Below are 11,871 nucleotides of genomic sequence, written 5' to 3' on the forward strand. Positions count from 1 at the left end.
GTTTTGGCGGATCACCCCGCCAAAGGCAAGAGGGGCCATGCCTGCTTTGAAAGCCGCTGGAAATAGACCAGATCAAGCACCAGTGACGGTTTGCCCAGAACGGTCAGGATCATATGCGCCTGTCCGCGGTGATGAGTCTGGTGATTGAAGAGATGAGCGAGGATTTGCCCCAGAGGTTGGCGAACCGGTTCCGGGGATGTCACGGGGCGGTATTCGATTTCACCGGCAAGTTTCTCTTCCGTCAACGCCTCGCAGAACTGACGCAGGCGGGCATCGGTTTCCACACGCGCCTGATGCAGGCTGTGGAAATCGGCGCAGGGCTTTGCGTTCAGTTGGGTGTGCGTGGGACCCTCGCCGGAAAGGCGGCGCAGCCAGATCTGGTCTGCGACCACAAGGTGGCTGAGCGTGCCGAAGAGCGATCCGAAGAAGGCGCCGGTTTCCCGGTGGAGTTCCTCTTCGCTCAGCGTGGCGGCGGCCTCGTAAAGCGTCTGGTTCGCCCATTCGTTATAGGCGGCAAACATGGTCCAGTGGTCGAGCATTTCGTCCTCCGATGGTCCTCAAACCTATATCACCGATGAAGTACAATGGGGCTGATGGCACGCATGAAAATTCTTGATTTGATTTTCATCGCATTCTCCTCTGCAAACCGCCGGGAACAGGAGAGCTTTCATGACCATCACCCTTTACTCGCTGGCCGGTGCCGATGTCTCGCGCCCTTTTTCGCCGCATTGCTGGAAAATCGTGATGGCCCTGCATCACAAGGGGTTGGCTTTTCAGGAAAAACCGCTGCCCTTTACCGGCATCGCCGCGGCGGAGGAGGGGTTTTCCAACACCGTCCCCCTGCTCAAGGATGGCGACCATCTGGTGGCGGACAGTTTCAAGATCGCGCTTTATCTTGAAGAGGCCTATCCCGAACGTCCGAGCCTTTTTGGCGGTGAGGGTGGTATTGCCACGGCGCGCTTCGTGGAAGGATTTTCGCAGACGGTGCTGCACCCGGTCATCACCCGCATCGCGGTGGGCGATATTCATGCCATGCTGGCGCCTGCCGATCAGGCCTATTTCCGCGAGAGCCGGGAAAAGCGGCTGGGCCAGACACTGGAGCAACTGGCCTCCAGCCGCGAGGCGCATGTGCGGGATCTTCCCGGTCTTTTGACGCCGCTGCGGCATATGCTGGCCAGTCAGAACTTTATCGGCGGCAAGCACCCGATTTTTGCCGATTACATCGTGTTTGGCGCGTTGCAATGGCTGCGAATCACCACCGGCCTTCTGCCCCTTCCGGAAAGCGATCCGGTCCGGGTCTGGTTCGAGAGCCTTCTCGATCTTCACGACGGGGCCGGACGTGCCGTTGCCTGAACGGTCCTGCTTTGTGACGCTGGCGTGAAATTCCGTCTTCCCTCTTGTTTTCGTGATTCGGGGCAGGTAGAAACCGCCCACTTTTCCATGCATTGCTGGCATTTTCGGAAAAAGCGGCAATCTGCTTTTTCCGGGGGTCGCAAGGCACAACCCTAGAGGACGAAACGATGGCGATTGAACGCACCTTTTCGATGATCAAGCCGGACGCAACCAAGCGCAACCTGACGGGCGCCATCACCAAGGTTTTTGAAGACAACGGCCTGCGTGTCGTTGCTTCCAAGCGCGTATGGATGAGCAAGCGCGAAGCCGAAGGCTTCTACGCCGTTCACAAGGATCGCCCCTTCTTCGGCGAACTGGTTGAAGGCATGACCTCCGGCCCGACCGTCGTTCAGGTTCTCGAAGGCGAAAACGCCATTCTCAAGAACCGCGAGCTGATGGGCGCCACCAACCCGGCCCAGGCTGCCGAAGGCACGATCCGCAAGCAGTTTGCCCTTTCCATCGGCGAAAACTCCGTTCACGGCTCCGACGCCCCGGAAACCGCCGCTGAAGAAATCGCATACTGGTTCTCTTCGACCGAGATCGTCGGCTGATTTTCTGCCGGATTTCGAGTGATATGCAAAACCCGGCCCGAGCGCCGGGTTTTGTGTTTATCGCCACTTCGTCAGCGCCGTATCGTCGGCATCGCGGGCGGCCACCCAGTCGCCGCTACGGCCATCGGCGCCGTGTTCCTTTTTCCAGAAGGGGGCGGCGGTTTTCAGGAAATCCATCATGAAATTCGCGCCGTCGAAGGCGGCTTGCCGATGGGATGCCCCGGCAATCACCAGCACGATCTGGCCGCCGGGCTCGATCCGCCCGTGGCGATGGATGGCGGTGAGGCCGAGAAGGCTGAATTTTTCGATGGCGAGGGTGGCGATGCGGCGCATTTCCGCCTCCGCCATGCCGGGATAATGCTCCAGCTCCAGCGCGGCCAGCCGGTTGCCCTCGCTGCGGCAAAGCCCGGTGAAGGCGACGACGGCGCCAATATCGCTGCGCCCTGCGGTCAATGCCTTGGTTTCGATAGCGGCATCGAAATCCTCGCGCTGGACGCGGATGGTGGGGGCCACCATCTCAGCCTCCGGTCATCGGCGGGAAAAGGCCGATTTCGCGCGCGCCGGCAATCGCTTCGTGGTGGTCCACATGTTCCTGATTGATTGCGATGCGGATGGCTTTGGGAAACTGCAAGGCTTCGGCATAATTTTCGCCAAGGCCGCTCAGATAGGCAATCAGCTCGCTGCCGGTCTTGACGCTGTCGGGCAGGTCAAGCTCTTCCTCGTCCTTGCCGATCCGCTCGCGCACCCAGGCGAAATAGACGAGTTTCACCATCTCACTCGTCCACCATGTGTTTGAGCCCGGCCTTGAAGTAATCATAGCCGGTATACATCGTCAAAAGAGCGGCGATCCACAGAAGGGCTATGCCGATATGAGTGGTGTGCGGCAACACCTTGTCGCCTGCCGGGCCTGCCAGCAGGAAGGCAAGCGCCAGCATCTGCACCGTGGTCTTCCATTTTGCTATGCGCGTCACCGGCACGCTGACCTTGAGTTCGGCCAGATATTCGCGCAGGCCGGACACCAGGATTTCGCGGCACAGAATGATGATGGCGGCCCAGAGCGACCAGCCCGCAATGGTCTTTTCGGTGTCGGCGGCCATAAGGATGAGGCAGGTTGCCACCAGTAGCTTGTCGGCAATCGGATCCAGCATACGCCCGATATTCGATGTCTGGTTCCAGATGCGGGCCAGATAGCCATCGAAGAAATCGGTGATCGATGCGACGACGAAAATGCCCAATGCCGCCCAGCGGGCAAAATCGGTGCTCTGCAACTGGCCTTCCAGAAAGAAGCAGACGACGATCAGCGGAACCGCGACGATGCGGCCATAGGTAAGCAGGTTGGGAATGCTGTAGGTGCGCGAGGCCATGATGCTCTATCTTTTTCCGGTGCGGCGGAAGATGGCGGGGAAGGGGGGCAATCGTCAAGCCGGGAAAGTCATAATCTACGCTTCGGGCAGGCTGTTTTATGACGATGCAGCACCTAATCCCCACCACTCTCGTGGAAGTGATTGTATATCTGCCGGGCAACGGCTTCCGAAATGCCTTCCACGGCCATCAGATCGCTGATGGCGGCGCGGGAAACCGCCTTTGCCGTGCCGAAATGCTGAAGCAAGGCGCGTTTGCGCGACGGCCCGATTCCACCGATCTCGTCCAGCGGATTGCGCACCATTTCCTTTTTGCGCCGCGCCCGATGCGAGCCGATGGCAAAACGATGCGCCTCGTCGCGCAGGCGCTGGATGAAGTACAGCACCGGGTCACGCGGGGGCAGCGAAAAATCCGGCTTGCCCGCCATGAAAAAACGTTCGCGGCCCGCCTCGCGGTCCATGCCCTTGGCCACGCCAATCGCCGTCACGCAGTCCTCTATGTCCAGTTCTTTCAAAATGGCGCGCACGGCTGTCATCTGGCCCTGACCGCCATCGATGAGGATCACGTCCGGCCAGGCCGGAAAACCCGCATCTGCCGCATCCTCCGGCTGGGTCGCGGTGCGGTCCGGCTTGCCTTCCTCCTTCAGCAATCGGGAAAAGCGCCGGGTCATCACTTCGCGCATCATGCCGAAATCGTCGCCGGGGGTGATGTCGGTCGATTTGATATTGAACTTGCGGTATTGGCTTTTCACGAAACCGTCCAGTCCCGCCACCACCATGCCGCCCACGGCATTGGTGCCCATGATGTGGGAGTTGTCGTAGATTTCGATGCGGCGCGGCGCGTAGGCAAGGTTGAAGGTTTCGGCAAGGCCCTTCAGGAGGCGTGCCTGCGAGGAGGTTTCGGCGAGCTTGCGCCCATGCGCTTCGCGGGCATTGGCCACGACATGATCGACGAGGTCTTTCTTTTCGCCCCGCTGCGGCACGAGGATCGACACCTTGTTCCCCGCCTTTTCCGAAAGGGCAAGCGCCAGAAGCTCCTGCTCCTCCACGCCTTCTGACAGTAAGATCTGCTTTGGAACAGGCTTGTCATCGTAAAACTGCGCCAGAAAGGCGCTCAGCACCTCGGCGCTGGTGAATTGCGGATCGGCTTTTGGAAAATAAGCGCGGTTGCCCCAGTTCTGCCCCGTGCGGAAAAAGAAGACCTGAATGCAGGTGAGGCCACCTTCGTGATGCACGGCGAAAATATCGGCCTCTTCCACCCCGGCGGGATTGATGCCCTGATGGCTCTGCACATGCGAAAGCCCCGCCAGGCGATCCCGGAAAACGGCGGCGCGCTCGAAATCCAGCTCTTCCGCCGCCTCGTTCATGGCTTTCGCCATGGCTTCCTTGACGTTCTGGCTCTTGCCGGAGAGAAAATCCTGCGCCTGACGCACCAGAAGGCGGTAATCCTCATCGCTGATTTCGTGGGTGCAGGGGCCGGAACAGCGCTTGATCTGGTAGAGCAGGCAGGGTCGCGTGCGGCTTTCGAAAACGCTGTCGGTACAGGTGCGCAGCAGAAAGGCCCGTTGCAGCGAATTGATGGTGCGGCCGACCGCGCTGGCGGAAGCAAAGGGGCCGAAATAATCGCCCTTGCGGGCGCGCGCGCCGCGATGCTTGTAAATCGCAGGCGAGCGGCTGTCGCCGGTAATCAGGATATAGGGAAAGCTTTTGTCATCGCGCAGCAGCACGTTGAAGCGCGGGCGCAACCGCTTGATCAGATTGGCTTCCAGCAGCAGCGCTTCCACCTCGGTACGGGTGGTGACGAATTCCATATGCACGGTTTCGCGCACCATGCGTGAAAGGCGATTGGAATGCACGCGCCCCTGGGCATAATTGCTCACACGCTTCTTGAGGCTGCGGGCCTTGCCGACGTAGAGAACCTCGGATTGGGCGTTGAGCATCCGGTAAACGCCGGGACTGTTGGGCAGCTTCTTGACGAATTCGGCGATGAGTTCGGCGCCGGTCAGGCCCGATCCGTGCAGATTGTCTTCCGACCAGTCGATACCCGGCAGGGCAGAGGCAACCTCGCCCTCCAGGGTGAGATCGTCTTCGTCCTCTTCTGTGCCGTCATAGAGAATGCCGCCTTCCGGCTGCCGTCCTCCGTTCATGCTCCACACTCCTCACTCGGCGATTTCCGCGCCATTTGCACCGGGCCAAATCAGGTGCTGGCCACCGTCGAGCGCAATCATTTGGCCTGTGACGGAGGGAGTGTCAAAAAGAAAGCGGACGGTGCGGCCGAATTCCTCGATGGCGGGGCCACGTTTCAGCGGAAGCGTTTCGATCTGCGCCTGAAAATCCTCCAGCCGCTGGCGGTCGCTCGGCAGGCTGGGGCCGGGGCCGATGGCATTGACGCGGATTCGCGGAGAAAGCGCCTGCGCCAGCGTCCGCGTCGCCGTCCACAGCGCCGATTTCGAGAGCGTGTAGGAAAAGAAAGTCGGTTTCAGCGCCCAGACACGCTGATCGATGATGTTGACGATCAGACCTTGCTGCATTTCCGGCAATTGATGATTGAACCTGTCTGCGAGGATCGCCGGTGCGCGCAGGTGCAGATCGAAATGCTGCGCGAATCGCCCGGCATCGAAGCGGTCCGCATCGTCTTCCAGAAAGACCGAGGCATTGTTGACCAGAAGCCCGACCGTGCCGAGCGAGCCATTGACCTTTTCCAGAAGGGAGGATGTCTGTGCAATATCGCAGAGATCGGCCTGCACCGCGATGGCCCGGCCTCCCTTGTCCGTGATGGCCCTGGCAACCTCTTTTGCCTCGTCTATCGAATGATTGGCATGAATGGCCACCGCAAAACCGTGTTCGGCAAGATCCTCGGCAATGGCGCGGCCAAGCCGCTTGGCCGAGCCGGTGATCAGGGCTGTTTTGGTGATGGCGGAAGACAAGCTGCACCTCTCGACTCATTTTCCTTCGATATAAGGCGTCTTGCGCGCGGGGAAAGGGCAAGGGCGGCGGCGGGGCATGAATTTGTTCCATCCCGCGATGGGGATCGACATCGCCTGCCGATGGCTGTTTTTATTTGAGACATTACAAGTAAATAGCGCCTTCTTGTGCAGTATTGATAAATTAACGGAAAATTATGGTTAATAAATACCCTGTTGCATCGAAGCAACGTCGCATTTTTGCCTGCTCGATGCCACAAAGAATTCACATTTCGGCTCTTTCAATTCCGTATTTGCCCTCCATTTTCAACGTCAAGCGAGCAGGCAGTGCCCTGCAAGTGTCCGGGCCGCAAGAGACGATATTTCGCCAACGGCGCGGGTAAAGCGGGAACGAAAAGGGCGGTTGTGCCATTTCGGGCCTGCGTTTGGCAAATAGGAGCCTCCATCGTTCCCGGATGAAGGTTTCAGAAGGAGATTTGGTATGCGTACTCTTGTTATGATCCTGCTGGCTTCGTCTGCTGGCCTTTCCATTGTCACCGGCGCTCAGGCTGCCGATGCCGTCATGCAGGTTCCGGAAGCTCCGGCAGCCGTTGATACGGTTCAGCCGAGCGGCTGGGCAGGCGCTTATGTCGGTGGCGCCGGCACCTACAACATGGGCCGTTCGCACGGCAGCAACTTCAGCGCCCGTTCGTTCGGCGGCCAGCTTTACGGCGGCTACAACATGCAGAACGACAAGATCGTTTACGGCGGTGAAGCTGACGTTGGTTACAGCGGCGCTGACTCGGTTTCCGGTGCAGGCCTCCAGGGCAAGCAGGGCTGGAACGGCTCCGTACGCGGCCGCGTCGGTTACGACCTGAGCCCCTTCATGGTTTATGGCACCGCCGGTGTGGCCGCTGCCGACACCAAGGTTTCCGGTGCTGCCGGTTCCGACAGCAAGGCCGCTCTTGGTTACACGGTTGGCGCCGGTGTCGAAGCGCAAGTGACCAACAACGTCACCGCCCGCGTCGAATATCGCTACACCGATTACCAGGACAAGACCTACAACGTCGGCGGTACCCGCGTATCGCGCGGCTTCGACGATCAGAGCGTTCGCGTCGGTATGGGCGTGAAGTTCTAATTTTGCCCCTTGTCGGCAAAAATGAAGGCCGGGCATTGCCCGGCCTTTTTTCGTTATGTGCGACCGGCAAGATCACCGGCAGCGCGAGCGCTCGCTCTCAGGCCTGCGAACGCAGCAGCGGATAGGCTTCGAATTTTTCCGCAAAACGGCTTGGCCATGCCGTCAGCTCTACATGGCCGTTTTCCCACTGACCGGCAAAGCGCAACATCAGATAACCCATCATACCCGCCATGGCGAAATGCCCGCCATGCAGCTTCTTGCCGAGCTTGGGCATGTTGGCTTCCAGATGCGCAAGACCGCGCACGGCCTTTTCCCACTGGCGGTCCATCCAGGGCTGATACTGGAATTCCGGCGGGCGGAAGCGCTTTTCATAGACGATAAGCAGAAGCGAATCGCAGATGCCGTCGCACAGGGCTTCGAGCACCAGCGCGTCGGCGCGCTTTTCATCCTTCTTCGGGTAAAGCTTCCCGCCGGAAAGCTGGTCGAGATACTGCATGATGGCGCGGCTGTCATAGATCGCCTTGCCATCGTCCGTCACCAAGGTCGGGATCTTGCCGAGCGGATTGTTGTCCAGCAGTTCCGCCGGGTTGGCATTGGTGTCCACCTTGATTTCCTCAAGCGCAATTCCAAGATGATGCGCGGCCATGCGCACCTTGGCCGAATAGGGGGAGGCGGGGGAAAAAAGCAGCTTCATGGCGTGTTCCTGAATGGTTGCGGCACAGGCAGGTCATGGCTGACATTGGCAGCCGGAGGGTCTGCAAGGCCGGAAGAGAGATAGCCTATTCCTCGCCCCGCAGCCAGAAGCAACGTTGGGACGCATAACGATCCTTTGCCAGCACCTGCTTCAGTTCCGGCAGAAGAACATGCAACTCATCCTTCAGCGTGAAGGGTGGATTGACGATGATAAGGCCGGTGCCGGAAAGGCCGGTCGTATCCCGGTCGCTTTTCACGGAAAGTTCGGCGCATAGCATCTTGGCAATGCCGGCCTCCTTCAAGGCCTCGTGAAAGGCGGCAATCGGCGCGCCGCGCTTGATGGGATACCACAGGCAATAGACGCCATTGGCAAAGCGGCGGCAGGCCTTGGCGAGCCCCTCCACCAGCCGCTCATATTCCCCCTCCAGCTCGAAGGGCGGATCGACCAGCACAATGCCGCGTTTTTCCTTGGGCGGTAAATGCGCGCCCAGGGCCAGCCAGCCATCCAGCTCGGTAATGCGCGCCTGATAATCGCCTTCGAACAGGCGATAGAGCCGGCGATAGTCTTCGGGGTGCAGTTCCATGGCTGAGAGCCGGTCCTGCGGGCGCATCAACATGCGGGCAAGCTTGGGCGATCCGGGATAGAAGGTGACGCCGCCCTTGGGGTTCAGCGCCTCGACGCTTTCGAGATAGGGCCTGAGGATCTCGCGGGCGGCAGGCGAAAGCTCGGCCTTCAGCACCGCGCCAATGCCCTCTTGCCATTCCCCGGTCTTTTGCGCTTCCTCGCCCGAAAGGTCGTAAAGGCCGATGCCCGCATGGGTATCGAGCAGCCGGAATGCCTTGTCCTTCTGCTGCATGTAAACGATCAGCCGCGCCAGAACGGCGTGTTTCAGCACATCGGCAAAATTGCCTGCATGATAGATATGGCGATAATTCATGACTGTTTCCGATGGCTCGTATGAAATCTGGAGATGGGGCTTTTGGCGCAGGATGCCTTGGCTTATAAATCGGACATGAACATTTTAAAGCCGATCCGCAAATCCACCACCGGTCATACGGCCTGTCCGCACGACTGTCCATCCACCTGCGCGCTTGAAGTCGATCTGACGGAAGATGGCCGTATCGGCCGGGTGCGCGGGGCGGGAGACAACAGCTACACGGCGGGCGTAATCTGCGCCAAGGTGGCCCGCTATGCCGAGCGGCTCTACCATCCCGACCGCTTGCTGAGACCTTTGCGGCGCAAGGGCGAAAAGGGCGCGGGCTCCTGGCAGGAGATTTCCTGGGAAAGCGCGCTGGATGAAATTGCCGAGCGTTTCGTGCAGGCGCAAGCCACCCATGGCAGCGAAGCCATCTGGCCCTATTTCTATGCCGGAACCATGGGGCTGGTACAGCGCGATTCCATCGAGAGGCTCAGGCACGCCAAGCGTTATTCCGGTTTCTTTGGCTCGATCTGCACCAATCCCGCCTGGACCGGCTATGTCATGGGCACGGGAACGCTGCGCGGCCCGGACCCGCGCGAAATGGCGCTTTCGGATTGCGTCGTCATCTGGGGCACCAATGCGGTGGCCACGCAGGTCAATGTCATGACCCATGCGGTCAAGGCCCGCAAGGAACGCGGCGCGAAGATCGTCGTCATCGACATCTACGATAATCCGACGATGAAACAGGCCGACATGGCCTTGATCCTGCGGCCCGGCACCGATGCGGCGCTGGCCTGCGCGGCCATGCACATCGCCTTCCGCGATGGTTATGCCGATCGCGCCTATATGGCAAAATATGCCGACGATCCGGCTGGCCTCGAAGCGCACTTGAAAAGCAGAACGCCTGAATGGGCCTCTGCCATCACCGGGCTTGCGGTAGACGAGATCGAGGCCTTTGCAAGGCTGGTCGGCACCACGAAAAAAAGCTTTTTTCGCCTCGGCTACGGCTTTACCCGCAGCCGGAACGGGGCCGTTGCCATGCATTCGGCGCTGTCGCTGGCAACGGTGCTGGGCAGCTGGCAATATGAGGGGGGCGGGGCCTTTCATTCCAACAGTGCCATTTTCAAGCTGAACAAGGCCGAGCTGGAAGGCACGGCCCTTGCCGATCCCGCTATCCGTATGCTCGACCAGTCACAGATTGGCCGGGTGCTGACGGGAGATGCCGAGGCGTTGCGCCATGGCGGCCCGGTGACGGCCATGCTGATCCAGAACACCAATCCGGTGAATGTCGCGCCCGAGCAAAGGCTGGTAAAGCAGGGCTTTCTGCGCGATGACCTGTTCGTGGCCGTGCATGAGCAGTTCATGACGGAGACGGCGGAGCTTGCCGACATCGTGCTGCCCGCCACCATGTTCGTGGAGCATGACGATATTTATCGTGGCGGCGGCCAAAGCCACATTCTGATCGGCCCGAAGCTGGTGGAGCCGCCGGAAACGGTGCGCACCAATCTCTTCGTGATCGATGAACTGGCAAAGCGGCTGGGTGTGGGCGATCTTCCCGGTTTCGGCCTCAGCGAGCGCCAGCATATCGACAGGATGTTGTCCGCCAGCGGCAAGCCGGATTTCGACTTTTTCCTTCAGGAGAAATGGCTGGATTGCCAGCCTTCCTTCGAAGAGGCGCATTATCTCGATGGATTTGCCCATCCCGATGGCCGGTTCCGCTTCCGGCCTGACTGGCTGGCAACGCCTGCGCCCAACAAGCCGCCCGCCAATCTGGGTTCTTTCGGCCCGGTGGAGCGGCTGCCGGAATTTCCCGATCAGGTGGATGTCATTGAAGTTGCGGATGCGGCCCACCCCTTCCGGCTCGCGACGTCACCGGCGCGCAATTTTCTTAATTCCAGCTTTGCCGAAACCCGCACCTCTCGCGAAAAGGAGGGCAGGCCGGAAGTGATGATCTGTCCGGCGGATGCCGCCACCCATGGTATCGCCCAGGGCGATATTGTGCGGATTGGCAATGCACGGGGCGCGCTGCGTATCCATGCCCGCATTACCGAGGCGGTCAAGCCGGGCGTGCTGGTGGCGGAGGGGTTGTGGCCCAACAAGGCGCATCTGGACGGGGAGGGTATCAACGTGCTGACGGGGGCCGATCCGCTGGCGCCCCATGGCGGCGCAGCCTTTCACGATAACAAGGTCTGGCTCGAAAGAGCAGGCGAATGATGACGGACCCTGAAAACCGCATCGACATCATCGAAGACCGCACGCTGTGGAAAGGCTGGAGCCATCTGCGCAAGCTGGTGTTCGATTACCGCAAACAGAACGGCGAAACGGCCCGGTTGAGCTGGGAGGTCTTCGATCGGGGCCATGCGGTGGCCGTTCTGCTTTACCACGCCGAACGGGGCACCACCTTGCTGGTGCGGCAATTCCGGATGCCAGCGCACCTCATGGGCGACACGCCCTTTCTGCTGGAAGTCCCCGCCGGAATGACCGATGGCGAGGACAGCGAAACGGCGGCCCGCCGCGAGGTGCTGGAAGAGACCGGCTACCGGCTACGCGACCTGACCTTCCTGTTTTCCTCCTATATGTCGCCGGGGGCGGTAACGGAAAAGCTGCATTTCTATGCCGCCACCGTTACCGATGCCGACCGGATCGCAGCGGGCGGCGGTCTGGCAGAGGAAAACGAGGATCTGGAACTGGTGGAAATTCCGCTGCCACAGGCGATTGCCATGATCGGCACCGGCGAGATCGTCGATGCCAAGACCATCATGCTGCTGCAATGGGCAGCGCTGAACCTTGCGGAGTGAGTGAGGGCGCAAAGCGCTGCAACTGTCTGTTTTAACACATTTCCGGACACAAGACCGAATAGACTTTTCCTGGAAATGCGCTACAGCGCCGTGCGTTTTAACAAACGCACAAAGA

The 11,871-nt window shown here is 60.0% G+C and carries 13 protein-coding genes; 5 read left to right on the top strand and 8 right to left on the bottom strand.

What is annotated here, in order from left to right:
- Window positions 1-11: 11 nt before the first annotated feature.
- A complete protein-coding gene (locus T424_RS0101170; RefSeq protein ID WP_027486094.1) occupies window positions 12-539 on the bottom strand; it encodes a DinB family protein in 528 nt (175 codons plus the stop codon).
- A 130-nt stretch (window positions 540-669) separates the two neighbouring features.
- On the opposite strand from T424_RS0101170, the gene T424_RS0101175 reads away from it, so the two are divergent.
- Together T424_RS0101175 and ndk are read left to right on the top strand one after the other, a co-directional pair.
- Window positions 670-1,353 (top strand): glutathione S-transferase family protein, encoded by a 684-nt coding sequence (locus T424_RS0101175; protein ID WP_027486095.1) that lies wholly within the window; start codon window positions 670-672, stop codon window positions 1,351-1,353.
- Window positions 1,354-1,520: 167 nt separating this feature from the next.
- Window positions 1,521-1,943 carry a nucleoside-diphosphate kinase gene (gene ndk, locus T424_RS0101180; protein ID WP_027486096.1) on the top strand — a complete coding sequence of 141 codons (423 nt, stop codon included), beginning with the start codon at window positions 1,521-1,523 and terminating at the stop codon, window positions 1,941-1,943.
- A 57-nt stretch (window positions 1,944-2,000) separates the two neighbouring features.
- On the opposite strand, the gene T424_RS0101185 is transcribed toward ndk, so the two are convergent.
- The 5 genes from T424_RS0101185 to T424_RS0101205 all read right to left on the bottom strand — a co-directional run bounded on the left by T424_RS0101185 (window position 2,001) and on the right by T424_RS0101205 (window position 6,231).
- Window positions 2,001-2,456, bottom strand: a complete 456-nt coding sequence (locus tag T424_RS0101185) for a molybdenum cofactor biosynthesis protein MoaE (RefSeq protein ID WP_027486097.1) — start codon at window positions 2,454-2,456, stop codon at window positions 2,001-2,003.
- A 4-nt stretch (window positions 2,457-2,460) separates the two neighbouring features.
- A complete protein-coding gene (moaD, locus tag T424_RS0101190; protein WP_027486098.1) occupies window positions 2,461-2,715 on the bottom strand; it encodes a molybdopterin converting factor subunit 1 in 255 nt (84 codons plus the stop codon).
- Window position 2,716: 1 nt separating this feature from the next.
- Window positions 2,717-3,307, bottom strand: a complete 591-nt coding sequence (pgsA, locus tag T424_RS0101195) for a CDP-diacylglycerol--glycerol-3-phosphate 3-phosphatidyltransferase (protein ID WP_027486099.1) — start codon at window positions 3,305-3,307, stop codon at window positions 2,717-2,719.
- Window positions 3,308-3,420: 113 nt separating this feature from the next.
- A complete protein-coding gene (gene uvrC, locus T424_RS0101200; protein WP_027486100.1) occupies window positions 3,421-5,451 on the bottom strand; it encodes an excinuclease ABC subunit UvrC in 2,031 nt (676 codons plus the stop codon).
- Window positions 5,452-5,463: 12 nt separating this feature from the next.
- Window positions 5,464-6,231, bottom strand: coding sequence for an SDR family oxidoreductase (locus T424_RS0101205; RefSeq protein ID WP_027486101.1), 768 nt, complete (start codon window positions 6,229-6,231; stop codon window positions 5,464-5,466).
- A gap of 478 nt (window positions 6,232-6,709) precedes the next feature.
- On the opposite strand from T424_RS0101205, the gene T424_RS0101210 reads away from it, so the two are divergent.
- Window positions 6,710-7,345 (top strand): outer membrane protein, encoded by a 636-nt coding sequence (locus tag T424_RS0101210; RefSeq protein WP_027486102.1) that lies wholly within the window; start codon window positions 6,710-6,712, stop codon window positions 7,343-7,345.
- Window positions 7,346-7,442: 97 nt separating this feature from the next.
- Here the strand turns inward: T424_RS0101210 and T424_RS0101215 are convergent, their stop codons facing one another.
- Window positions 7,443-8,039 carry a glutathione S-transferase gene (locus tag T424_RS0101215; RefSeq protein WP_027486103.1) on the bottom strand — a complete coding sequence of 199 codons (597 nt, stop codon included), beginning with the start codon at window positions 8,037-8,039 and terminating at the stop codon, window positions 7,443-7,445.
- Window positions 8,040-8,124: 85 nt separating this feature from the next.
- Complete coding sequence (locus T424_RS0101220; protein ID WP_027486104.1) at window positions 8,125-8,976, bottom strand: 23S rRNA (adenine(2030)-N(6))-methyltransferase RlmJ; 852 nt, start codon at window positions 8,974-8,976, stop codon at window positions 8,125-8,127.
- A 75-nt stretch (window positions 8,977-9,051) separates the two neighbouring features.
- On the opposite strand from T424_RS0101220, the gene T424_RS0101225 reads away from it, so the two are divergent.
- Window positions 9,052-11,172 (top strand): molybdopterin-containing oxidoreductase family protein, encoded by a 2,121-nt coding sequence (locus tag T424_RS0101225; RefSeq protein WP_084268356.1) that lies wholly within the window; start codon window positions 9,052-9,054, stop codon window positions 11,170-11,172.
- Window positions 11,172-11,756 carry an NUDIX domain-containing protein gene (locus T424_RS0101230; protein WP_027486106.1) on the top strand — a complete coding sequence of 195 codons (585 nt, stop codon included), beginning with the start codon at window positions 11,172-11,174 and terminating at the stop codon, window positions 11,754-11,756. Before T424_RS0101225 ends, T424_RS0101230 begins: the two co-directional genes overlap by 1 nt.
- Window positions 11,757-11,871 lie beyond the last annotated feature (115 nt).

This window comes from Allorhizobium undicola ORS 992 = ATCC 700741, from assembly GCF_000621665.1.
GTDB classification, from domain to species: domain Bacteria; phylum Pseudomonadota; class Alphaproteobacteria; order Rhizobiales; family Rhizobiaceae; genus Allorhizobium; species Allorhizobium undicola.

Excerpts from the sequence above, each read along its gene's own strand:
- T424_RS0101170 (WP_027486094.1), bottom strand. The coding sequence starts at position 539 with ATGCTCGACCACTGGACCATGTTTGCCGCCTATAACGAATGGGCGAAC.
- T424_RS0101175 (WP_027486095.1), top strand. The coding sequence starts at position 670 with ATGACCATCACCCTTTACTCGCTGGCCGGTGCCGATGTCTCGCGCCCT.
- ndk (WP_027486096.1), top strand. The coding sequence starts at position 1,521 with ATGGCGATTGAACGCACCTTTTCGATGATCAAGCCGGACGCAACCAAG.
- moaD (WP_027486098.1), bottom strand. The coding sequence starts at position 2,715 with ATGGTGAAACTCGTCTATTTCGCCTGGGTGCGCGAGCGGATCGGCAAG.
- pgsA (WP_027486099.1), bottom strand. The coding sequence starts at position 3,307 with ATGGCCTCGCGCACCTACAGCATTCCCAACCTGCTTACCTATGGCCGC.
- uvrC (WP_027486100.1), bottom strand. The coding sequence starts at position 5,451 with ATGAACGGAGGACGGCAGCCGGAAGGCGGCATTCTCTATGACGGCACA.
- T424_RS0101210 (WP_027486102.1), top strand. The coding sequence starts at position 6,710 with ATGCGTACTCTTGTTATGATCCTGCTGGCTTCGTCTGCTGGCCTTTCC.
- T424_RS0101215 (WP_027486103.1), bottom strand. The coding sequence starts at position 8,039 with ATGAAGCTGCTTTTTTCCCCCGCCTCCCCCTATTCGGCCAAGGTGCGC.
- T424_RS0101220 (WP_027486104.1), bottom strand. The coding sequence starts at position 8,976 with ATGAATTATCGCCATATCTATCATGCAGGCAATTTTGCCGATGTGCTG.
- T424_RS0101225 (WP_084268356.1), top strand. The coding sequence starts at position 9,052 with ATGAACATTTTAAAGCCGATCCGCAAATCCACCACCGGTCATACGGCC.
- T424_RS0101230 (WP_027486106.1), top strand. The coding sequence starts at position 11,172 with ATGACGGACCCTGAAAACCGCATCGACATCATCGAAGACCGCACGCTG.